General features: G+C 60.6%; 18 protein-coding genes. 11 read left to right on the top strand and 7 right to left on the bottom strand.

The features are described from left to right. Nucleotides 1-419: 419 nt before the first annotated feature. The 3 genes from leuA to xseA form a co-directional block, all read right to left on the bottom strand. Nucleotides 420-2,099: a 2-isopropylmalate synthase gene (gene leuA / locus D8U69_RS18475; RefSeq protein WP_056855172.1), complete on the bottom strand. Its 1,680-nt coding sequence runs from the start codon at nt 2,097-2,099 to the stop codon at nt 420-422. A 468-nt stretch (nt 2,100-2,567) separates the two neighbouring features. Continuing rightward, nucleotides 2,568-3,389, bottom strand: a complete 822-nt coding sequence (locus tag D8U69_RS18470) for a peptidoglycan DD-metalloendopeptidase family protein (protein ID WP_056855173.1) — start codon at nt 3,387-3,389, stop codon at nt 2,568-2,570. A gap of 3 nt (nt 3,390-3,392) precedes the next feature. Continuing rightward, a complete protein-coding gene (xseA, locus tag D8U69_RS18465) occupies nt 3,393-4,772 on the bottom strand; it encodes an exodeoxyribonuclease VII large subunit (protein ID WP_056855174.1) in 1,380 nt (459 codons plus the stop codon). 135 nt (nt 4,773-4,907) lie between these two features. Between xseA and D8U69_RS18460 the strand changes: the two genes are divergently transcribed. After that, the gene (locus tag D8U69_RS18460; protein ID WP_130905809.1) at nt 4,908-5,675 is read left to right on the top strand and encodes a sulfite exporter TauE/SafE family protein; all 768 of its coding nucleotides are present in this window, start codon (nt 4,908-4,910) and stop codon (nt 5,673-5,675) included. A gap of 107 nt (nt 5,676-5,782) precedes the next feature. Here D8U69_RS18460 and D8U69_RS18455 read toward each other — a convergent pair whose 3' ends face one another. The 3 genes from D8U69_RS18455 to D8U69_RS18445 are packed head-to-tail and all read right to left on the bottom strand — an operon-like array spanning nt 5,783 to nt 8,161. Continuing rightward, the gene (locus D8U69_RS18455; RefSeq protein ID WP_056855176.1) at nt 5,783-6,175 is read right to left on the bottom strand and encodes a hypothetical protein; all 393 of its coding nucleotides are present in this window, start codon (nt 6,173-6,175) and stop codon (nt 5,783-5,785) included. Nucleotides 6,176-6,183: 8 nt separating this feature from the next. Continuing rightward, nucleotides 6,184-6,612, bottom strand: coding sequence for a DNA polymerase III subunit chi (locus tag D8U69_RS18450; RefSeq protein WP_056855177.1), 429 nt, complete (start codon nt 6,610-6,612; stop codon nt 6,184-6,186). A 58-nt stretch (nt 6,613-6,670) separates the two neighbouring features. Further along, nucleotides 6,671-8,161: a leucyl aminopeptidase gene (locus D8U69_RS18445; RefSeq protein ID WP_056855178.1), complete on the bottom strand. Its 1,491-nt coding sequence runs from the start codon at nt 8,159-8,161 to the stop codon at nt 6,671-6,673. A 309-nt stretch (nt 8,162-8,470) separates the two neighbouring features. Between D8U69_RS18445 and lptF the strand changes: the two genes are divergently transcribed. The 8 genes from lptF (at nt 8,471) to pdxJ (ending at nt 16,924) form a co-directional block, all read left to right on the top strand. Then, a complete protein-coding gene (gene lptF, locus D8U69_RS18440; protein WP_056855179.1) occupies nt 8,471-9,589 on the top strand; it encodes an LPS export ABC transporter permease LptF in 1,119 nt (372 codons plus the stop codon). After that, nucleotides 9,582-10,643: an LPS export ABC transporter permease LptG gene (lptG, locus tag D8U69_RS18435; RefSeq protein ID WP_056855180.1), complete on the top strand. Its 1,062-nt coding sequence runs from the start codon at nt 9,582-9,584 to the stop codon at nt 10,641-10,643. The genes lptF and lptG overlap by 8 nt, the downstream gene beginning before the upstream one ends. A 171-nt stretch (nt 10,644-10,814) precedes the next feature. Further along, nucleotides 10,815-12,614 carry a translation elongation factor 4 gene (gene lepA / locus D8U69_RS18430; protein ID WP_056855181.1) on the top strand — a complete coding sequence of 600 codons (1,800 nt, stop codon included), beginning with the start codon at nt 10,815-10,817 and terminating at the stop codon, nt 12,612-12,614. A 5-nt stretch (nt 12,615-12,619) separates the two neighbouring features. After that, on the top strand, nt 12,620-13,474 hold the full coding sequence (gene lepB / locus D8U69_RS18425) for a signal peptidase I (protein ID WP_056855182.1): 855 nt from the start codon (nt 12,620-12,622) through the stop codon (nt 13,472-13,474). Between the two features lie 184 nt (nt 13,475-13,658). Further along, on the top strand, nt 13,659-14,348 hold the full coding sequence (gene rnc, locus D8U69_RS18420) for a ribonuclease III (RefSeq protein ID WP_018927089.1): 690 nt from the start codon (nt 13,659-13,661) through the stop codon (nt 14,346-14,348). Then, nucleotides 14,341-15,243: a GTPase Era gene (gene era, locus D8U69_RS18415; RefSeq protein WP_008056597.1), complete on the top strand. Its 903-nt coding sequence runs from the start codon at nt 14,341-14,343 to the stop codon at nt 15,241-15,243. Before rnc ends, era begins: the two co-directional genes overlap by 8 nt. Nucleotides 15,244-15,435: 192 nt before the next feature. Next, nucleotides 15,436-16,125, top strand: coding sequence for a DNA repair protein RecO (gene recO / locus D8U69_RS18410; protein WP_130907866.1), 690 nt, complete (start codon nt 15,436-15,438; stop codon nt 16,123-16,125). 52 nt (nt 16,126-16,177) lie between these two features. Then, complete coding sequence (pdxJ, locus tag D8U69_RS18405; protein WP_130907865.1) at nt 16,178-16,924, top strand: pyridoxine 5'-phosphate synthase; 747 nt, start codon at nt 16,178-16,180, stop codon at nt 16,922-16,924. A gap of 125 nt (nt 16,925-17,049) precedes the next feature. Here the strand turns inward: pdxJ and mltF are convergent, their stop codons facing one another. Then, a complete protein-coding gene (mltF, locus tag D8U69_RS18400) occupies nt 17,050-18,510 on the bottom strand; it encodes a membrane-bound lytic murein transglycosylase MltF (protein WP_130905806.1) in 1,461 nt (486 codons plus the stop codon). Between the two features lie 285 nt (nt 18,511-18,795). Between mltF and purL the strand changes: the two genes are divergently transcribed. Next, nucleotides 18,796-22,692: a phosphoribosylformylglycinamidine synthase gene (purL, locus tag D8U69_RS18395; protein ID WP_130907864.1), complete on the top strand. Its 3,897-nt coding sequence runs from the start codon at nt 18,796-18,798 to the stop codon at nt 22,690-22,692. Between the two features lie 5 nt (nt 22,693-22,697). Continuing rightward, nucleotides 22,698-23,009, top strand: a complete 312-nt coding sequence (locus D8U69_RS18390; RefSeq protein WP_130907863.1) for a YqfO family protein — start codon at nt 22,698-22,700, stop codon at nt 23,007-23,009. Nucleotides 23,010-23,091: the final 82 nt, after the last annotated feature.

Here is a 23,091-nt window from a genome sequence, read left to right as displayed (position 1 = left end):
AGCCCGGGACGCTCTGCGTCCCATTTGCGCAGCTGGAACGCGGAGCGTCCCTTGAAGCATTCCCACGCAGAGCGTGGGAACGATCAACAACCCCCGGTACCTTTCGATCGTACCCACGCTCCGCGTGGGAACGCAGCCCGGGACGCTCTGCGTCCCATTTGCGCAGCTGGAACGCGGAGCGTCCCTTGAAGCATTCCCACGCAGAGCGTGGGAACGATCAACAACCCCCGGTACCTTTCGATCGTACCCACGCTCCGCGTGGGAACGCAGCCCGGGACGCTCTGCGTCCCATTTGCGCAGCTGGAACGCGGAGCGTCCCTTGAGGCATTCCCACGCAGAGCGTGGGAACGATCAAACAAGCAGGTAAAAAAAGGCCCCGAAGGTTCACACCCCGGGGCCTTTTGCATTGCAGCGAAGGTTTACGCCGCTTTCGCTTCCGGCTGGCTCAGCGAACGGTTCAGCGCGCTGAACAGTGCCTTGAAGCTGGCGGTGGTGATGTTCTCATCGATACCCACGCCGTGCACCGCACGTTCACCGTTTACACGCAGTTCGATGTAGGCCGCCGCCTTGGCATTGGTGCCCGCGCCGATGGCGTGTTCGTTGTAGTCCATGATTTCCACAGGAATCGGCAGGCCGGCCACCAACGCTTCCAGCGCGCCGTTGCCCTTGCCGCGCCAGTGCAGGTTGGTTTCACCCTGACCTTTGCTGGCCACTTCCACTTCGACGGCGCTGTTGCCGTTTTCTTCCTGCAGGCGATGGCTGACCAGCGCGTACGGGGTGTTGGCTTGCAGGTACTCGCTGTGCAGCAGGGCGTGGATCTGCTGGGCAGTCATTTCCAGGCCCAAGCGGTCGGTTTCACGCTGCACCACCTGGCTGAACTCGATTTGCATGCGACGCGGCAGGCTGATGCCGTATTCCTGCTCCAGCAAGTAGGCGATGCCGCCCTTGCCCGACTGGCTGTTGACGCGGATCACCGCCTCGTAGCTGCGACCGATATCGGCCGGGTCGATCGGCAGGTATGGCACTTCCCACAATGCATCGGATTTCTGCTGGGCGAAGCCCTTGCGGATTGCATCCTGGTGCGAACCGGAGAACGCGGTGTGCACAAGGTCGCCAACGTACGGATGACGCGGGTGTACCTGGATCTGGTTGCACTCTTCGACGACTTTGCGCACGCCATCGATGTCGGAGAAATCCAGTTGAGGGTCGAGACCCTGGGTGTACATGTTCAGGGCCACGGTCACGAGATCGACGTTACCGGTGCGCTCGCCGTTGCCGAACAGGCACCCTTCGACACGGTCGGCGCCAGCCATCAGGCCCAGTTCGGTGGCGGCTACGCCAGTACCACGGTCGTTGTGGGTGTGCAGGCTGATGATCACGCTGTCACGACGGTTGATGTGACGGCCGAACCATTCGATCTGGTCGGCATAGATGTTCGGGGTCGCGCATTCGACGGTGGCCGGCAGGTTGAGGATCATCTTGTGCTCAGGCGTCGGGTTCCAGACCTCGATCACCGCATCACAGACTTCCTTGGCGAACTCCAGCTCGGTAGCGCTGAAGGTTTCCGGGGAGTATTCGAATGTCCACTCGGTTTCAGGCTGCTGGGCGGCGTATTTGACGAACAGCTTGGCCGCGCTGACGGCGATTTCCTTGATCCCGTCCTTGTCCTGATTGAAGACAATGCGGCGGAAGGAAGGGGAGGTCGCGTTGTACAGGTGAACGATGGCTTTCTTCGCGCCACGCAGAGATTCGAACGTGCGCTCGATCAGGTCTTCACGGCCCTGGGTCAACACCTGGATGGTGGTGTCGTCCGGGATGTGGTTGCCTTCGATCAGGGTGCGGACGAAGTCGAAGTCGGTTTGCGAGGCGGCCGGGAACGACGCTTCGATTTCTTTCACACCGACTTGCACCAGGGTTTTCCAGAAGCGCAGCTTCTTGACGGCGTCCATCGGTTCGATCAGCGACTGGTTACCGTCACGCAGGTCGGAGCTGCACCAGATCGGCGCGCTGGTGATGGTCTTCGACGGCCAGGTGCGGTCCGGAATGTCGATGGTCGGGAACGCGCGGTATTTCGAAGACGGGTCTTTGAGCATGCTCATCGGGAAATCCTTATTGTGTGGGCCGAAAAAAGGCGGCCTGCCGGTGGATCAAAAGTTCTTGGGGTAACGCTTGGGACGAGGCGCCGCGATTCAGCCCGGCAGTCGCGCGCTGACGAGGCACAAACTGCGGTGCTGGCGGAGCTGAATGAGGGTGTGAGAGGTTTTCATGCCTTCAACCCTAACCTTGGGGGTGAAGGATGGCAAGCGGTCGAAAAAAATTGAGAGGAATCCTCGCTAGCGCATCTTTATCGAGATTATATTGCGTTGATTCGCGTTGTTCTTTTGCTTGTTTGCGCAAGGTTTGGTCGATGCGCAATCGCCTGTGGTGCTGAAAGCTTCTGTAGGAGCGAGCCCTGCTCGCGATGGACGTCATCGATAACGAGCCATGCCTGAATGGTCGCGGTGCCTAAGCGTTTTTCGCCAGCAGGCTGGCTCCTACAGGGATTGAGGCGTATCCGGCACAAATTACTAAGGCTGAAATGCCCCAATGAAAATCGCTGGATCCACCCGCGCATCATTCAGGCTGATATTCCAATGCATGTGCGGCCCGGTTGCGCGGCCAGTCGCTCCGACTTTGCCGACCACTGCGCCGCGAGCCAGTTGCTGGCCGACCTTCACGTCGATCTTCGACATGTGACAGAACATGCTGATGAAGCCCTGACCGTGATCGACGAACACGGTGTTGCCGTTGAAGAAGTAATTGCCGAGCAAAATCACCTTGCCCGCCGCCGGGGTCTTGATCGGTGTGCCTGCGCCCACCGCGAAATCCAGACCGGAATGGGGATTGCGTTCTTCACCGTTGAAGAAGCGGCGCACGCCGAACTTGCTCGACAGCGGGCCGTTGACCGGTTTATCCAGCAGCAGGTTGCTTGGGGTGTTCGGGCTGAAGGTGCGATAGGCGGCAATCTGCTCGGCGAGTTCACGCTCGATGCGCTTGAGATTCTCCGGGTCCGGATTGACCTGCTGGGTGTTTTTCAAGGTGATGCGCTGTTCCGGGTATTTCTTGTTGCCGACAGTGAATTTCAGGTCGCGACCGCCGCTGCTGATGGATTGGGCACCCGGCTTGACCGTCAACGGCACGCCAACGATGGCCAGCCAGTTGTTCTGCTCCTTGACCACCAACACCGGTTTGCCCTGATAGCTGGCTTTCGGTGCTTGTGCCGCAACTCCCAGGTCGACGACGGCCACGCCGCCTGGCACCGGTTTGTTCAACAGGCGCGTGATGTAGCTGTCGGCATGGGCATTGAAGGTCAGGCACAACAGCAGCAGCGAAGCAAAAAAACGCGGCATGGATCAGTCCAGTAGAGAAAGGGTGACGGGTGTCAGGTGATTGTCTTCGACCCGCACTTGCAGTTCACCTTCACCGAGCTTGGCCTTGAGGCGCTGACCCGTATGGGTTTGCTTGGCGCTGCGGATCGCGTTGCCGCGTTCGTCGAGCAAAATGCTGTAGCCGCGGCCGAGGGTCGCCAGAGGGCTGACCACGTGCAACGTCTGCATCTGGCTTTGTAACTGCAAGCGGCGGCTTTTCAGACCCTCGCGGATGGCGCGGGGCAGGCGTTCGGCAAGGCTGTCGAGGCGTTGGCGCAGCATCGCCAGTTGCCGGCCGGGATGTTGCCCGGCGAGGCGGGTTTCCAGGCGGATCAGTCGCTCGCGTCGGGTGTTGAGGCTGCGTTCAAACGCGCGACGCATGCGCATGTCCAGATCATCCAGGCGTTGCGCTTGCTGACGCAGGCGTTCGCCCGGATGGCGCAGACGGCGAGAGATGCCTTCCAGGCGCAATCGATCACGCATCAGCCGGTCGCGCATGCGCATCACCAGTCGGCGATGCAGGCTTTCGACCCGGCGCACCAGGTCGCTGGAGTCCGGTGCCAGCAGTTCGGCGGCGGCGGATGGCGTCGGCGCGCGAACGTCGGCCACGAAGTCGCTGATCGAGACGTCGGTTTCATGGCCAACGGCGCTGACAATGGGCGTCACGCAGGCATCCACGGCGCGGGCCACGGCTTCTTCGTTAAAGCACCAGAGGTCTTCCAGCGAGCCACCGCCCCGGGCCAGGATCAACGCGTCGAAGCCACGGGCATCCGCCAGCTTCAGGGCGCGGACAATCTGTGCCGTCGCTTCGCGGCCCTGTACGGCGGTGGGAATCAGCGTCAGTTGCACTTGCGGCGCACGGCGGCGGAATACGCTGATGATGTCGCGGATCACCGCTCCGGTCGGCGAGCTGATGATGCCAATACGTTGCGGGTGCGCCGGCAATGGCACTTTACGTTCGGCACTGAACAAGCCTTCGGCGCTGAGTTTTTCCTTCAAGGCATCGAAGGCCAGGCGCAGCGCGCCGTCACCCGCTGGCTCCACGGTGTCGAGTATCAGCTGGTAATCGCCGCGTCCTTCGAACAACGAAACTTTGCCGCGCACCTTGACCGCCAGGCCGTCCTTCAACGCTTGGCGCACTCGCGCGGCGTTCTGCCGGAACAGCGCGCAACGCACTTGGGCGCCGCTGTCCTTGAGGGTGAAGTAGACGTGGCCGGAGGCAGGACGGGCGAGGTTGGAGATTTCGCCTTCGACCCAGATGTTGCTGAACACATCTTCGAGCAACACCCGCGCGCGGCCGTTGAGCTGGCTGACGGTGAGGACTTCGCGGTCCAGGCCGAGTCTTGCAAAGGGATCTTTAATCATGGGGCGCAGTTTAAAGGCATTTGGTGGGCAATCTCCATGATCCGGCATAAATCCGTTGTGGAAGGTTTTTTTGTGGCAGCGAGTTGGCTCGCACAGGGTTAAAGTCGTCAGCGGTAATCAAGGATGACAAGGGGAATGAGCGTGGTTGAGTTGTTGACCCAATGGCCATTCGGCGCCATGGACTGGTTGATCATCGGCGCGGGCATCGCCCTGGCCTACATCGTATTCGGCATCGCCGGTTTCGGTACGGCGCTGGTCGCCGGGCCGATTCTGATTCTGTTCATGCCATTGTCGAAAATCGTGCCGCTGTTGGTGTTGCTGGATTTTGTCGCGGCGTTCGGCAACCTGTTGCCCTCGCGACGGGATGTGGCGAAACCGGAGTTGCTGCGGTTGCTGCCGTGCATGGCGCTGGGCTGCACCCTCGGGGTGATTTTCCTGCTGAACCTGAAATCCGATCTGTTGCTGCTGCTGATGGGGGTGTTCATCAGCGCCTACGCGGTCTACAGCCTGTGGATAAAAGTCCGACCGGAACAGTTGTCCGCCGCGTGGGCGGCGCCGATGGGGACAGTGGGCGGGATGTTCGGCGCGTTGTTTGGCAGTGGCGGTTTCTTGTATGCGATCTACCTGAACAGTCGGCTGCCCAAGGATGAAGCGCGGGCGACGCAAAGCGCGCTGATCAGTTGCAGCACCGTGGTGCGCTTGAGTCTGTTTGCGGTCGCAGGCGTGTATGCCGAACTGCCATTGCTGGTGTTGGCGCTGTGTCTGCTACCGGCAATGGCGCTGGGGTTGTGGATTGGCCGACGGCTGACCAAGCGCTTGTCCCGCGAGGCGTTCGTGCGGTTGGTGACCTGGTTGGTGCTGGCCAGCGGGATTGCCTTGATCGGGCGTTACCTCAGCACCTGATGCGCGGCGCTCTTGTAGGAGCATGGCTTGCCCGCGATAGCGATCTCACGGACGCCATCGCGGGCAAGCCTTGCTCCTACAGGAAAGCAACATGTGTCAGCTCAGTATCAATCGTTGTACTGGCTTAGCAACCGCTCAAGCCGCGCGCTAAGGCGTCGTTTGATTTCGGTTTCGATGTGCGGTGCGAAGTCGTCGATCACGTCTTGCATGATCAGTTGCGCGGCGGCGCGCAGTTCGCTGTCGAGGTACAGCAGCGCGTCGCCGTTCTTCTCGGCACTTGGCGCTGGTTGAGCGGCGGGCCTGGGGGGAGGTGTCGGTGCGATGGTCGGCGCAGGTTCGCTGACGGTGTCGAACAACATTGGGATCTGTTCCTGGTCACCGTCCTCGACCGTGTCGGTCAACAGCGGTGGTTGCAGGTTGTCATCGCCGAGCAATTGGCGGATCGACTCAAGGTCGTCCAGCAGATGCGCGGACTTTTGCAGCGGTTTTGGAGTGTCCATCGGAATGCTCAGAGTCGCTGTAAACGGTGATCTTGCAGAGGATAGCCCTGTTCGCGGTAGAAACGGAAACTCTCCCGCGCGGCCGCTTTGATCGTCGGATCTTCAACCACCACTTCCGCCACGCGGGCGAAGCGCTGGGCAAAGGCCGGGACTTTCAGGTCGAGGTTGACCAGCAGGTCCTGATGCTGACCGCAGTCGTCACCCAGACCCAGGACAATCAAACCGTCCGATTCACTTTCAGCAGGGCCGTGGGGCACAAAACTTTCGCCCTTGAAAGCCCACAGGCGTGCATCGAGATCATCACGCTGGGCGGCGTCGCTGCAATGCAGGTAGACGCGGTGGCCCATGCGCCAGGCTTTTTCGGTGAGCTTGCAGGCGAAGTCCAGGCGTGCCGAAGGATCGGCACTGGGCAGGATGTAAAAGTCGACTTTGGTCATTGCGGTTCCTGAGCCTGGGCGGCGTCAGCCGAAGCGACGCCGCCCAGGTTCATTGGTTTCAGGCTTTGGCGCGATCCAGCAGGTATTGGGTCAGCAGTGGAACCGGGCGGCCAGTGGCGCCCTTGTCCTTGCCGCCGCTGGTCCAGGCTGTGCCGGCGATGTCCAGGTGTGCCCAGTTGAGGTTCTTGGTGAAGCGCGACAGGAAGCAGGCCGCGGTGATGGTGCCGGCTTTCGGGCCGCCAATGTTGGCGATGTCGGCAAACGGGCTGTCCAGTTGTTCCTGGTATTCATCGAACAGCGGCAGTTGCCAGGCGCGGTCGTCGGCAGCCTGGCCGGCGCTCAGCAGTTGGCCGATCAATTCGTCGTTGTTGCCCAGCAGGCCCGAGGTATGGGAGCCCAGGGCAACCACGCAGGCGCCGGTCAGGGTGGCGATGTCGATCACCGCTTGCGGCTTGAAACGCTCGGAGTAGGTCAGGGCATCGCACAGCACCAGACGGCCTTCGGCGTCGGTGTTGAGGATTTCCACGGTCTGGCCGCTCATGGTGGTGACGATGTCGCCCGGACGCGACGCGTTGCCGCTCGGCATGTTCTCGGCGCACGCCAGGATGCATACCAGGTTGATCGGCAGCTTCAGTTCGAGCACGGCACGCAGGGTGCCGAACACGCTGGCGGCACCGCCCATGTCGTACTTCATTTCATCCATGCCGGCACCTGGCTTGAGGCTGATGCCGCCGGTGTCGAAGGTGATGCCTTTACCGACCAGCGCATATGGCTTCTCGGATTTCTTGCCGCCGTTGTATTGCATGACGATCAGGCGTGGCGGCTGGGCGCTGCCCTGGCCTACGGCGTAGAACGAACCCATGCCCAGGGCCTTGATCTTCTTCTCGTCGAGGACTTCGACTTTCAGATCCTTGAATTCCTTGCCGAGGTTTTTCGCCTGCTCGCCGAGGAAGGTCGGGTGGCAGATGTTCGGTGGCAGGTTGCCCAGGTTACGGGTGAAGGCCATGCCGTTGGCGATTGCGGTGGCGTGGGTCACGGCGCGCTGGACTTCAGCCTGGGCGGCCTTGATGGTCAGCAGGGTGATTTTCTTCAGGGCACGCGGTTCGGCTTTCTGGCTCTTGAACTGATCGAACTGATATTCGCCGTCCACCAGGGTTTCGGCCAGCAGACGGGTCTTGCCGTAGCTGTCGCGGCCCTTGACCACAACTTCGTCCAGGGCCAGCACGGCGTCGCTGCCGCCCAGGCCTTTGAGGGTGTTGAGGATGCCGGCGATGGTTTTGCGGAACGGACGGTCGCCCAGCTCTTCATCCTTGCCGACGCCCACCAGCAGCACGCGTTCGGCTTTGAGGTTCGGCAGGCTGTGCAGCAACAGGCTTTGGCCAACTTTGCCGGCCAGGTCGCCGCGTTTCAGAACGGCGCTGATGGCGCCACCGCTGAGTTCGTCGAGTTGTTTGGCGACGGCGCCGAGCTTGCGGCCTTCGCTGACGGCAACCACCAGGGTGGCGGTCTTCAACGTTTCCGGGTTAACGCTTTTTACAACCAGTTCCATGTCCGGGTCCCTGAATTTGATAGTCAACACGCAAGCGCTCGACAAGTGTGTATGTCGCTCGCCTATAAATAGAAAGGCGCCGGTCGTGACCGGCGACGAAGGCCGCAGTTTGAACCTCGCTACCGGCGCCTGACAACCCTCGGTTGTACGATCTTCAGCGCTTTGACAGCCTGCTCGCGCGGTGCGAAGTGACAGGCGCGATCAATCACAGGATAATGCGCCATCTTTTTTTCGGCGGCTCTGCATTAGGGCTGTCTGATATGTTTGCTTGTTTGGCCGCCTTAGCCTGACAACCCTGGAGTGTCTGGTTTGATCGTCTTCCGTTATCTATCCCGCGAAGTCCTGTTGACCTTGAGCGCCGTCAGCGCCGTGCTGCTGGTCATCATCATGAGTGGACGCTTCATCAAATACCTCGCCCAAGCCGCTTCGGGTCAACTGGATCCGGGGTCGCTGTTCCTGATCATGGGCTTTCGCCTGCCGGGCTTCCTTCAACTGATCCTGCCATTGGGTCTGTTCCTCGGGATTCTGCTCTCATACGGTCGCCTGTACCTCGAGAGTGAAATGACCGTGCTTTCGGCCACCGGCATGAGTCAGCAGCGCCTGTTCCGCATGACCCTGTTTCCAGCCACTCTGGTGGCGCTGGTCGTGGCATGGTTGAGCTTGAGCCTGGCGCCACAGGGTGCCAATCAGTTTCAACTGTTGCTCAACAAGCAGGACGCCCTGACCGAGTTCGATACCCTGGAGCCGGGCCGTTTCCAGGCGCTGCGTGACGGCACCCGGGTGACCTACACCGAACAGTTGTCGGATGACCGCATCAACTTGGGCGGCGTCTTCATTTCGCAGAAAAACATCAGTTCCGACAAGAAGGATCGCGGGATCTCCGTGCTGGTGGCTGAGAAGGGCCGCCAGGAAATTCGCCCCGACGGGAACCGTTACCTGATTCTCGACAATGGCTATCGCTACGACGGTAACCCCGGGCAGGCCGATTACCGGGCGATCAAGTACGACGAATACGGTGTGCTGCTGCCCAAGCCGGATGTCAGTGACGAGGTGACCGACCGCGACGCGATGACCACCACCTCGTTGCTCGGCAGTGACGACATTCGCTCCCGTACCGAACTGCAATGGCGCCTGTCCCTGCCATTGCTGGTGTTTATCGTGACCTTGATGGCGGTGCCGTTGTCGCGGGTCAACCCGCGCCAGGGTCGTTTCCTCAAGTTGTTGCCGGCGATTCTTCTGTATATGGCTTACCTGACCATCCTGATTGCCGCTCGCGGCGCGCTCGAAAAGGGCAAGATTCCACCTGCGCTGGGCTTGTGGTGGGTGCACGGGATATTCCTGGCCATTGGCCTGGGCCTGCTTTATTGGGAGCCTCTGCGCTTGAAGATGGCGAGTCGCCGCAGCGCGCTGGAGGTGGCCCGTGGTTAAGCTCGATCGCTACATCGGTAGCAGCGTATTCATGGCGATCCTTGCGGTATTGGGGATCATTCTTGGCCTGGCAACCCTGTTTGCGTTCATTGACGAGATGAGCGATGTCAGCGATACCTACACCCTGGTCGACGTGCTCAGCTATGTGTTGCTGACGGCGCCGCGGCGTCTGTATGACATGTTGCCGATGGCGGCACTGATCGGCTGCCTGATCGGCCTCGGCAGCCTGGCCAGCAACAGTGAACTGACCATCATGCGCGCGGCTGGCGTATCGATCGGGCGGATCGTTTGGGCGGTCATGAAGCCGATGCTGGTGCTGATGCTGGTGGGGCTGCTGATTGGCGAGTACGTTGCACCGGCAACCGAAAGCACCGCTCAGGCCAACCGTTCGCTGGCTCAGGGCAGTGGCGATGCGCAGAGTGCCAAGCATGGCCTGTGGCACCGTCAGGGTGACGAGTTCATTCACGTCAACTCCGTGCAGCCCAACGGCTTGCTGTATGGCGTGACCCGCTATCGCTTCGATGATCAGCGCCACATGCTGTCTTCCAGCTTCGCCAAGCGTGCGGAGTTCGACAAGGATCACTGGCAGCTGAGCGACGTCACCACCACGCTGTTCCACGAAAAGAGCACGGAAGTGGTCAGTACGCCGGTCGAGCGCTGGGATGTGGCGTTGAGCCCGCAGCTGCTGAGCACCGTGGTCATGGCGCCCGACTCGCTGTCGATCACCGGCCTGTGGGGTTACATCCACTATCTGGCGGACCAGGGCCTGAACAATGGTCGCTACTGGCTGGCATTTTGGGTCAAGGTGTTGCAGCCGCTGGTCACCGCCGCCCTGGTATTGATGGCCATCTCTTTCATCTTCGGCCCATTGCGCTCGGTGACCCTCGGTCAGCGAGTGTTCACCGGTGTACTGGTGGGGTTCACCTTCCGCATCGCCCAGGATTTGCTGGGGCCTTCGAGCCTGGTGTTCGGTTTCTCGCCGCTGTTTGCGGTGCTGGTGCCGGCCAGTGTCTGTGCCCTGGCCGGGCTCTGGCTGTTGCGTCGCGCCGGTTGATGGCAGCCTCTTGCTGATCTCGCGGATGATAAAAAACGCCCCTGTCGCAAGACCGGGGCGTTTTTGTACAGGCCGTCCGGCCTGCAAACGTGACGCTTGCACCGGGGATCAGGTACAATTCCCGGCTATTTTTCGGCGGGCTATGCCTGCAGCCTTTTTGAGTGTTGATCCGTGAGTGATTTGAGTCATATCCGCAATTTCTCCATCATCGCCCACATTGACCATGGCAAGTCGACGCTGGCCGATCGCTTCATCCAGATGTGCGGCGGCCTGGCCGAGCGTGAAATGGAAGCCCAGGTACTGGATTCCATGGATCTTGAGCGTGAGCGCGGGATCACCATCAAGGCCCACAGCGTTACTCTGTATTACAAAGCCCGCGATGGCATCACCTATCAGCTGAACTTCATTGATACCCCGGGCCACGTTGACTTCACCTACGAAGTCAGCCGCTCGCTGGCAGCCTGTGAAGGCGCGCTGCTGGTGGTCGATGCCGGTCAAGGCGTTGAAGCGCAGTCGGTTGCCAACTGCTACACGGCCATCGAACAGGGCCTGGAAGTGATGCCGGTGCTGAACAAGATCGACCTGCCACAGGCCGATCCGGACCGTGTCAAAGAAGAAATCGAAAAAATCATCGGCATTGATGCCACCGACGCGGTCACTTGCTCTGCCAAGACCGGTCTGGGCGTCGATGAAGTGCTTGAGCGTCTGGTCACCACCATTCCTGCGCCGACCGGCAACATCGAAGATCCGCTGCAAGCGTTGATCATCGATTCCTGGTTCGACAACTACCTGGGCGTTGTTTCCCTGGTGCGTGTGCGTCACGGCCGGGTGAAGAAGGGCGACAAGATTCTGGTCAAGTCCACCGGCAAGATCCACCTGGTGGACAGCGTCGGCGTATTCAACCCGAAACACACCGCTACCGTTGACCTGAAGGCCGGCGAAGTAGGCTTCATCATCGCCGGCATCAAGGACATTCACGGCGCGCCAGTGGGCGATACCCTGACCTTGAGCTCGACGCCGGACGTCGACGTACTGCCAGGTTTCAAGCGCATCCAGCCGCAGGTCTACGCCGGTCTGTTCCCGGTCAGCTCCGACGACTTCGAAGATTTCCGCGAAGCGCTGCAAAAGCTCACCCTGAACGACTCGTCGCTGCAGTACACCCCGGAAAGCTCCGACGCCCTGGGCTTCGGCTTCCGTTGCGGCTTCCTCGGCATGCTGCACATGGAGATCATCCAGGAGCGCCTGGAGCGCGAGTACGACCTGGACCTGATCACCACCGCACCGACAGTAATCTTCGAGCTGCTGCTCAAGACCGGTGAGACGATCTACGTCGATAACCCGTCGAAACTGCCGGACTTGTCTTCGATCGAAGACATGCGCGAGCCGATCGTGCGTGCCAACATTCTTGTGCCGCAAGAGCACCTGGGTAACGTCATTACCCTGTGCATCGAAAAACGCGGCGTGCAGGTCGACATGCTGTTCCTCGGCACCCAGGTTCAAGTGACCTACGACCTGCCGATGAACGAAGTGGTGCTGGACTTCTTCGATCGCCTGAAATCCACCAGCCGCGGCTATGCTTCGCTGGATTATCATTTCGATCGTTACCAATCGGCTAGTCTGGTGAAACTGGACGTGCTGATCAACGGCGACAAGGTCGATGCCCTGGCGTTGATCGTGCACCGTGACAATGCGCACTACAAAGGTCGCCAGTTGACCGAGAAGATGAAAGAACTGATTCCGCGGCAGATGTTCGACGTGGCAATCCAGGCCGCCATTGGCGGGCAGATTGTGGCGCGGACAACCGTCAAGGCGCTCAGAAAGAACGTATTGGCCAAATGCTACGGTGGTGACGTCAGCCGTAAGAAAAAGCTGCTGGAAAAGCAAAAGGCCGGTAAAAAACGCATGAAGCAGGTCGGTAACGTGGAAATTCCACAAGAAGCCTTCCTTGCCGTGCTCAGGTTGGATAGTTAGGTCCTATGTCACTAAATTTCCCGCTGTTGCTGGTCATCGCCGTGTTCGTCTGCGGCCTGTTGGCGTTGCTTGATCTGTTGATCCTGGCGCCGCGTCGGCGTGCCGCCATTGCCTCCTATCAGGGCAGCGTCAGCCAGCCGGACAGGGTGGTTGTCGAAAAGCTGAACAAAGAACCGCTGCTGGTTGAATACGGCAAGTCGTTCTTCCCGGTGTTGTTCATCGTGCTGGTGCTGCGTTCGTTCCTGGTGGAACCGTTCCAGATTCCTTCCGGTTCGATGAAGCCGACCCTGGACGTTGGCGACTTCATTCTGGTGAGCAAGTTTTCCTATGGGATCCGCCTGCCGGTGATCGACAAGAAAATCATCGAAGTCGGCGAGCCGCAGCGCGGCGATGTGATGGTGTTCCGCTACCCGAGCGATCCGAACGTCAACTACATCAAGCGTGTAGTGGGCCTGCCGGGGGATGTAGTGCGTTACACCGCCGACAAGCGCTTGTTCGTCAACGGCCAGTCGATTGCCGAGCAACTGGTCGGCTCCGAGCCGGGCACGCTGGGCAGTGCCGAGCTCTACAAGGAAAAACTCGGCATCGCCGAGCACCTGATCCGCAAGGAAATGAGCCGTTACCGCGCCGCACCGGATCGTTCCTGGACGGTGCCTGCCGGGCACTACTTCATGATGGGCGACAACCGCGACAACTCGAACGACAGTCGCTACTGGGATGATCCGAGCATTCCCAAGGATCTGCTGGGCATGGTTCCCGACAAGAACATTGTCGGCAAGGCCTTTGCAGTCTGGATGAGCTGGCCGGAACCCAAACTCAGTCACCTGCCGAATTTCTCGCGGGTTGGCCTGATCAAGTAATCAAACACGGCGCTGTTGAACACAGCGCCGAATGCATTTCTGGAACCGGCACAATCGGCGCCAGATGCATGAAGCCAATGATATTCAGGACGTTATTTTTGAACACAGCGTTAATTGTCCCAGGCCTGCGCCAAATCCCGGCGATGGCGGTGGAATCCAACCACGAACTCAGCGTGGGTAAACCGTGAGCGTCTCCTTAAGCCGTCTCGAGCGTCAGCTCGGCTACACCTTCAAGGATCAGGAACTGATGGTCCTGGCCCTGACTCATCGCAGCTTTGCCGGGCGCAACAATGAGCGCCTGGAATTCCTCGGTGATGCCATCCTCAATTTCGTTGCAGGCGAAGCGCTGTTCGATCGCTTCCCGCTGGCCCGCGAAGGTCAATTGTCGCGTTTGCGCGCGCGTTTGGTGAAAGGTGAGACCCTGGCCGTACTGGCTCGTGGTTTCGATCTGGGCGAGTACCTGCGCCTGGGTTCCGGTGAGCTGAAGAGTGGCGGATTCCGTCGCGAATCGATTCTGGCCGATGCCCTGGAAGCACTGATCGGTGCGATCTATCTGGATGCCGGCATGGAAGTGGCGCGCGAGCGCGTGCTGGCCTGGCTGGCTGGAGAATTCGAAGGCCTGACGCTGGTCGACACCAACAAAGACCCGAAAACCCGCCTGCAGGAGTTCCTGCAGTCCCGTGGTTGCGAACTGCCGCGTTACGAAGTGGTGGATATCCAGGGTGAACCGCATTGCCGGACGTTCTTCGTCGAATGCGAAATCATCTTACTGAATGAAAAAAGCCGAGGTCAGGGTGTGAGTCGTCGTATTGCCGAACAGGTAGCGGCCGCCGCAGCACTGATTGCCCTGGGTGTGGAGAATGGCAATGACTGATACAAACGCAACTCGCTGTGGCTATGTTGCCATCGTCGGCCGTCCCAACGTGGGCAAGTCCACGCTGCTGAACCACATCCTGGGTCAGAAGCTGGCGATCACTTCGCGCAAACCGCAAACCACCCGCCACAACATGCTCGGTATCAAGACCGAAGGTGACGTGCAAGCGATCTACGTCGACACCCCGGGCATGCACAAGGGTGGCGAGAAGGCTCTGAACCGCTACATGAACAAGACCGCTTCGGCGGCGTTGAAAGATGTCGACGTGGTGATCTTCGTGGTCGACCGCACCAAGTGGACCGACGAAGACCAGATGGTCCTCGAGCGCGTGCAGTACGTCACCGGCCCGCTGATCGTGGCGCTGAACAAGACCGACCGCATCGAAGACAAGGCCGAGCTGATGCCGCACCTGTCCTGGTTGCAGGAACAGTTGCCGAACGCTCAGATCATTCCTATCTCGGCCCAGCACGGTCATAACCTTGATGCCCTGGAGCGCGTGATCGCCGATCACCTGCCGGAAAACGATCACTTCTTCCCGGAAGATCAGATCACCGACCGCAGCAGCCGTTTCCTCGCCGCCGAACTGGTACGCGAGAAAATCATGCGCCAGATGGGCGCCGAGCTGCCGTACCAGATCACCGTCGAAATCGAAGAGTTCAAGCAGCAGGGCAAGACTCTGCACATCCATGCCTTGATCCTCGTCGAACGTGACGGCCAGAAGAAAATCATCATTGGCGACAAGGGCGAGCGCATCAAGCGTATCGGCACCGAGGCGCGCAAGGACATGGAGCTGTTGTTCGACTCCAAGATCATGCTCAACCTGTGGGTCAAGGTGAAGGGTGGTTGGTCCGATGACGAGCGCGCTTTGCGTTCGCTGGGTTACGGCGACTTGTAAATCAACACGGGGCGACTGTGGGAGCGGGGCCTCTGTGGCGAGGGCGCTTGCTCCCGCTCGGCTGCGAAGCAGTCGTAATCCCTGCCATTGTGTTTTCCCTGAAACACTGAGGTGCACGGTTTTGGGGCCGCTTCGCAACCCAGCGGCAGCAAGCTCCCTCGCCACAGTGGATCTCCAGAGTTTCGAAAACTGATGTCAAGCAGCCCGCCTCCCGCCCAGCCCGCCTACGTCTTGCACTCCCGCGCCTACCGCGAAAGCAGTGCGTTGGTCGACTTCCTCACGCCGCAAGGCCGGTTGCGGGCGGTGTTGCGCAGTGCGCGGGGCAAGGCCGGGACATTGGCGCGGCCGTTCGTGCCGCTGGAAGTCGAATTCCGGGGCAGGGGCGAGCTGAAGAATGTCGGGCGCATGGAGAGTGCCGGTGTCTCCACCTGGCTCAATGGTGAGGCGCTGTTCAGCGGCCTTTATCTCAATGAATTGCTGATTCGTCTGCTGCCCGCCGAAGACCCCCATCCCGGCGTTTTCGATCACTATGCCGCGACCTTGCTGGCCCTGGCCGAAGGCCGTCCGCTGGAGCCGTTGCTGCGTTCGTTCGAATGGCGCTTGCTTGATGATCTCGGTTACGGTTTCTCGTTGAGCACGGACATCCATGGCGAGCCCATCGCTTCGGACGGCCTCTATCGGCTGCAAGTGGATGCCGGGCTGGAACGGGTCTACCTGCTGCAACCGGGGTTGTTCAATGGCGCTGAACTGCTGGCCATGGCCGAGGCCGACTGGAGTGCGCCGGGTGCTTTATCCGCAGCCAAACGCCTGATGCGCCAGGCGCTGGCCGTGCATCTGGGCGGGCGACCACTGGTTTCCCGCGAGTTGTTTCGAAAGCCGTAAATTCCCCGTGTATGCTGTGCACCGAACTTTCTCTTCTTCTGGAGCGCTTTCCGTGACCACCAGCACCCGCATTCTTCTTGGCGTGAACATCGACCACGTTGCCACCTTGCGTCAGGCCCGGGGCACTCGCTACCCCGACCCGGTCAAGGCGGCACTGGATGCGGAAGAGGCGGGCGCCGATGGCATCACCGTGCATCTGCGCGAAGACCGTCGGCACATCCAGGAACGCGACGTGCTGCTGCTCAAGGACGTGCTGCAAACTCGCATGAACTTCGAGATGGGCGTCACCGAAGAGATGATGCAGTTCGCCGAGCGTATCCGCCCGGCGCACATTTGCCTGGTGCCGGAAACCCGTCAGGAGCTGACCACCGAAGGCGGTCTGGACGTAGCGGGTCAGGAGGAGCGGATCAAGGCGGCCGTTGAGCGTCTGTCGAAGATCGGCGCTGAAGTGTCGCTGTTCATCGATGCCGACGAGCGCCAGATCGAAGCCTCGCGCCGCGTTGGCGCCCCGGCGATCGAATTGCACACCGGGCGTTATGCCGATGCCGAGACGCCGACCGAAGTGGCTGAAGAGCTCAAGCGTGTGGCCGATGGCGTGGCGTTTGGCCTGGCCCAGGGGCTGATCGTCAACGCCGGCCATGGCCTGCATTACCACAACGTCGAAGCCGTGGCGGCGATCAAGGGCATCAACGAGCTGAACATCGGCCATGCGCTGGTGGCCCATGCGTTGTTCGTCGGCTTCAAATCGGCGGTGTCGGAGATGAAGGCGCTGATTCTGGCGGCTGCTGCCAAGGCATAGGCTTACGCCGCTCGTTCCCACGCTCTGCGTGGGAATGCTGACCTTGACGCTCTGCGTCAGCTCTTGAAGCGGAACGCGGAGCGCCCCTGGCGGCATTCCCACGCGGAGCATGGGAACGATCAAATTCAGAGTGGGGCTGGCTCTTGGGCCGGTTTGGACTTGTCGATCCCCGGCACGAGCAGTTTGCCTTCGGCGACCTGATCGCCTTCAAGCTGCGGCTGCGTGACCCAGGTCAGGATGTCGTAGTAGCGACGGATGTTCGCCACGAAATGCACCGGCTCGCCGCCACGGGCGTAGCCGTAACGGGTCTTGCTGTACCACTTCTTTTCCGACAGGCGCGGCAGGATTTTCTTCACGTCCAGCCATTTGTCCGGGTTCAACCCTTCCTTGGCCGCCAGTTTGCGGGCGTCATCGAGGTGACCACTGCCAACGTTGTAGGCCGCAAGGGCAAACCAGGTGCGGTCCGGTTCCTGGATCGAGTCGTCCAGTTGCTCCTTCATGTAAGCCAGGTATTTGGCGCCGCCCATGATGCTCTGCTTCGGATCGAGGCGGTTCGACACGCCCATGGCCTGAGCGGTGTTCTGGGTCAGCATCATCAGGCCACGTACGCCGGTCTTGGACGTAACAGCCGGTTGCCACAGTGATTCCTGATAACCGACCGCCGCCAGCAGGCGCCAGTCGACTTTCTCGATTTTGGCATAGGCCTTGAAGTGCTTTTCGTACTTGGGCAAACGTTGCTGCAAATGCTGGGCGAAGGTGGTGGCGCCCATGTAGCCGAGCACGTCGACGTGTCCGTAGTAACGGTCCTTCAGGCGTTGCAGGGTGCCGTTTTTCTGAACCTTGTCCAGATAGTCGTTGATTTCGTTGAGCAGGCTGTTGTCATCGCCTGGCGCGACAGCCCAGCTTTGGTTGCTGGCGTCACCCAGGTCGAAGGCAACCCGGATATTGGTGAAATACACCTGGTTCATCGCCACTTCGTTGGAGTCGACCAGGGTCAGGTCGATCTGGCCTTCGTCAACCATGCGCAACAGATCGACTACTTCTACCTGGTCGGACTCTTCGTATTCGATGCCGGGAAATTTCTTTTTCAGCTCGGCCAATTGCCCGGCGTGGGTGCTGCCCTTGAGCACCATGATTTTCTTGCCCACCAGGTCCTTGGCATCAGTAGGTCGCGACTGGCCGTTGCGATAAATGACCTGCGGGGTGACCTCCAGATAGGAGTGGGAGAAGCGCACCTGTTTCTTGCGCTCTTCGCTGCTGACCAGTCCGGCCGCCGCCAACACCGGGCCATTGGGCTTGCCCACCTGGTTGAACAGGTCGTCGAGGTTGTCGGCGGTCTCGATCTTCAATTCGACCCCCAGATCGTCGGCGAAGCGCTTCACCAGCTCGTATTCGAAGCCGGTTTCACCGTTGCGATCCTGAAAGTAGGTGGCGGGGCTGTTTCGGGTAACCACCCGCAGCACACCATCCTCCTTTACGCGCTCGAGCGTGTTGGGTTTATCAACACAGCCACCGAGCATCAGGAAGAGTCCGGTTGCGATCAGCCATTTGGCGTACCGCGGACGCAAAGCCGTTGGGGAAAACATCTGCGCAGTATACGCAAAGGACCACGGACGCCATATCTCGACAGCGAAGGGCTTGTCTGCTAGAGATCACAAAACCGGCCGAAACCCCGCAGGAATGGGACTTGTGTGCTTTTTGTTACAGTAAAAATAAGCGCTCGTCTCACCGCGGATTAACCTGACTTTCGAGGCAGAAACACAGATCGATACTCGAGTGCAACCGTGCGTAGCGTTTCGGGTGATGTCGCGGGCTGTTTAGGCTAGAATGCACGGCCTCAAAGCACACCCCTTCCCGAGGCTGTCCCGAAGATGTTGATCCTGCGCGGCGCTCCTGCCCTTTCCGCCTTTCGCCACAGCAAGCTCCTTGAGCAACTGAGCCAGAAGGTTCCGGCTGTCAGCGGCCTGTATGCTGAATTCGCTCACTTCGCCGAAGTTACCGGCGTCCTGACCGGCGACGAACAGCAGGTGCTCGCGCGCCTTCTGAAGTACGGTCCAAGCGTTCCGGTCCAGGAGCCGACCGGTCGTCTGTTCCTGGTGCTGCCGCGTTTCGGCACCATCTCGCCGTGGTCGAGCAAGGCCAGCGACATTGCTCGCAATTGCGGCCTGACCAAGATCCAGCGCCTGGAGCGCGGCATTGCGTTCTACGTTGCCGGCCAGTTCAGCGATGCTGAGGCGCAACTGATTGCTGACGCTCTGCACGACCGCATGACCCAGATCGTCCTGGGCAACCTTGAGCAAGCCGCCGGCCTGTTCAGCCATGCCGAGCCAAAGCCGCTGACCGCGATCGACGTGTTGGGTGGCGGCCGTGCCGCGCTGGAACAAGCCAACACCGAGCTGGGCCTGGCCCTGGCTGAAGACGAGATCGATTACCTGGTCAATGCCTTCGTCGGCTTGAAGCGCAACCCCCACGACATCGAATTGATGATGTTCGCCCAGGCGAACTCCGAGCATTGCCGTCACAAGATCTTCAACGCCAGTTGGGACATCGACGGCGAGAGCCAGGAAAAAAGCCTGTTCGGCATGATCAAGAACACCTACGTGATGCACAGCGAAGGCGTTCTGTCGGCTTACAAGGACAACGCTTCGGTGATCGTCGGCTCCGTGGCCGGGCGTTTCTTCCCGGACCCTGAAACCCGCCAGTACGGCGCGGTGCAGGAACCGGTGCACATCCTGATGAAAGTCGAGACGCACAACCACCCGACCGCGATTGCTCCGTTCCCGGGCGCATCCACCGGTTCCGGCGGCGAGATCCGCGACGAAGGCGCAACCGGTCGTGGTGCCAAACCCAAGGCTGGCCTGACCGGTTTCACCGTCTCCAACCTGCAGATCCCTGGCTTCGAACAGCCGTGGGAAGTGCCGTACGGCAAGCCCGAGCGCATCGTTACCGCGCTGGACATCATGATCGAAGGCCCGCTGGGCGGCGCTGCGTTCAACAACGAATTCGGTCGTCCGGCCCTGACTGGCTACTTCCGTACCTTCGAACAATCGATCACCACCCCGCACGGTGACGAAGTTCGCGGTTACCACAAGCCGATCATGCTCGCAGGCGGCATGGGCAACATCCGTGAAGAGCACGTCAAGAAAGGCGAGATCGTCGTCGGCTCCAAGCTGATCGTGCTTGGCGGCCCGGCGATGTTGATCGGCCTGGGTGGCGGCGCCGCTTCCTCCATGGCCACCGGCACCAGCTCGGCAGACCTGGACTTCGCTTCCGTACAGCGTGAAAACCCTGAGATGGAGCGTCGCTGCCAGGAAGTCATCGACCGTTGCTGGCAACTGGGCGACAAAAACCCGATCAGCTTCATCCACGACGTGGGTGCGGGCGGTCTGTCCAACGCCTTCCCGGAACTGGTCAACGACGGCGACCGCGGTGGCCGTTTTGAACTGCGCAACATTCCAAACGACGAGCCGGGCATGGCCCCGCACGAAATCTGGTCCAACGAATCCCAGGAACGCTACGTTCTGGCGGTCGGCCCGGCTGATTTCGAGCGCTTCAAGGCGATCTGCGAACGTGAGCGTTGCCCGTTCGCCGTGGTCGGCGAAGCGACCGCCGAACCGCAACTGACGGTCACCGACAGCCACTTCGGCAACAGCCCGGTGGACATGCCTCTGGAAGTGCTGCTGGGCAAAGCCCCGCGCATGCACCGTTCGGTAGTACGTGAAAACGAGCTGGGCGACGATTTCGATCCGTCGACCCTCGACATCGCCAATTGCGTCGAGCGCGTCCTGCATCACCCGGCCGTCGCGAGCAAGAGCTTCCTGATCACCATCGGCGACCGCACCATCACCGGCCTCGTGGCCCGTGACCAAATGGTCGGCCCGTGGCAGGTCCCGGTGGCCGACGTGGCCGTCACCGCCACCAGCTTCGACGTCTACACCGGTGAAGCGATGGCCATGGGCGAGCGTACTCCGCTGGCTCTGCTGGACGCTCCGGCGTCGGGCCGCATGGCCATCGGCGAAACCCTGACCAACATCGCGGCCTCGCGCATCGGCAAGATCTCCGACATCAAACTGTCGGCGAACTGGATGTCGGCGGCCGGTCACCCGGGTGAAGACGCGCGCCTTTACGACACCGTGAAAGCGGTCGGCATGGAACTGTGCCCTGAGCTGGGCATTACCATTCCGGTGGGCAAGGACTCGATGTCCATGGCCACTCGCTGGAACGATGAAGGCGTCGACAAATCCGTCACTTCGCCAATGTCGCTGATCGTTACCGGTTTCGCGCCAGTGACCGACATCCGCCAGACCCTGACCCCGCAACTGCGCATGGACAAGGGCACCACCGACCTGATCCTGATCGACCTTGGCCGAGGCCAGAACCGCATGGGCGCTTCGATTCTCGCCCAGGTGCATGGCAAGCTCGGCAAGCAGGCTCCAGACGTCGATGATGCCGAAGACCTGAAAGCGTTCTTCGCGGTGATCCAGGGCCTCAATGCCGACGGTCACCTGCTGGCTTACCACGACCGTTCCGACGGTGGTCTGCTGACCAGCGTCGTGGAAATGGCGTTCGCCGGTCACTGCGGCCTGAGCCTGAACCTCGACGGCCTGGCGGAAACCTCCGCCGACATCGCTGCGATCCTGTTCAACGAAGAGCTGGGCGCGGTGATTCAGGTTCGCCAGGACGCTACCCCGGATATCCTCGCGCAGTTCAGCGCTGCCGGGCTGGGGGATTGCGTGTCGGTGATCGGTCAGCCGATCAACAACGGCCAGATCAACATCACCTTCAACGGTGACACCGTGTTCGAAGGCCAGCGTCGTCTGTTGCAACGCCAGTGGGCCGAAACCAGCTACCAGATCCAGCGCCTGCGTGACAACGCCGACTGCGCCGATCAGGAATTCGACGTGCTGCTGGAAGAAGACAACCCGGGCCTGAGCGTCAAGCTCAGCTACGACGTCAACCAGGACATCGCCGCGCCTTACATCAAGAAAGGCATTCGCCCACAGGTTGCCGTGCTGCGTGAGCAGGGCGTCAACGGTCAGGTGGAAATGGCGGCGGCGTTCGACCGTGCCGGTTTCAACGCGATCGACGTGCACATGAGCGACATTCTGGCCGGCCGTGTCGACCTGAACGAGTTCAAAGGTCTGGTCGCTTGCGGCGGTTTCTCCTACAGCGACGTACTCGGTGCCGGCGAAGGCTGGGCCAAGTCCGCGCTGTTCAACAGCCGTGCCCGCGATGCGTTCCAGGGTTTCTTCGAGCGTAACGACAGCTTCACCCTCGGCGTGTGCAACGGTTGCCAGATGATGTCCAACCTGCACGAGCTGATCCCGGGCAGCGAGTTCTGGCCGCACTTCGTGCGCAACCGCTCCGAGCAGTTCGAAGCGCGGGTGGCGATGGTGCAGATCCAGGAATCGAACTCGATCTTCCTGCAGGGCATGGCCGGTTCGCGTATGCCGATCGCCATCGCTCACGGCGAAGGTCATGCCGAGTTCTCCAGCGAAGAAGCTTTGCTGGAAGCCGATCTGTCCGGTTGCGTGGCGATGCGTTTCGTCGACAACCACGGCAAGGTCACCGAAACCTACCCGGCCAACCCGAACGGTTCGCCGCGCGGGATCACCGGTTTGACCAGCCGCGACGGTCGCGTAACGATCATGATGCCGCACCCGGAGCGTGTGTTCCGTGCCGTGCAGAACTCGTGGCGTTCGGAAGACTGGAACGAAGACGCACCTTGGATGCGCATGTTCCGTAATGCTCGCGTTTGGGTGAACTAAGCGCTGTGTACAAGCTCTGCTTTTTTGTTCCTGACAGTCATGTCGAAGTGGTCAAAAGCGCCGTATTCGCCGCCGGTGGCGGACGGATCGGTGCTTACGATCACTGCGCCTGGCAGGTGTTGGGCCAAGGCCAGTTTCGTCCATTGGACGGCAGCCAGCCGTTCATTGGCGAAGCGGGGCAGGTCGAACGGGTGGAGGAATGGAAAGTTGAGCTGGTGGTGGCCGATGAGTTGATTCGCCCGGTAGTGGCGGCTCTGAAGCAGAGCCATCCCTACGAGACGCCGGCTTACGAGGTGTGGCGGTTGGAGGATTTTTGATTCTCCTGCTGCTCAAATGAAAAACCCGCTGAAAGTGATTTCAGCGGGTTTTTTTATTGCTCAGGATGATCGTTCCCACGCT

This window comes from Pseudomonas sp. Sample_16, assembly GCF_004307665.1.
Lineage (GTDB): Bacteria > Pseudomonadota > Gammaproteobacteria > Pseudomonadales > Pseudomonadaceae > Aquipseudomonas.
The sequence above is the reverse complement of the archived record's forward strand: the minus strand, read 5'-3'. Positions and strand labels throughout refer to the sequence as shown.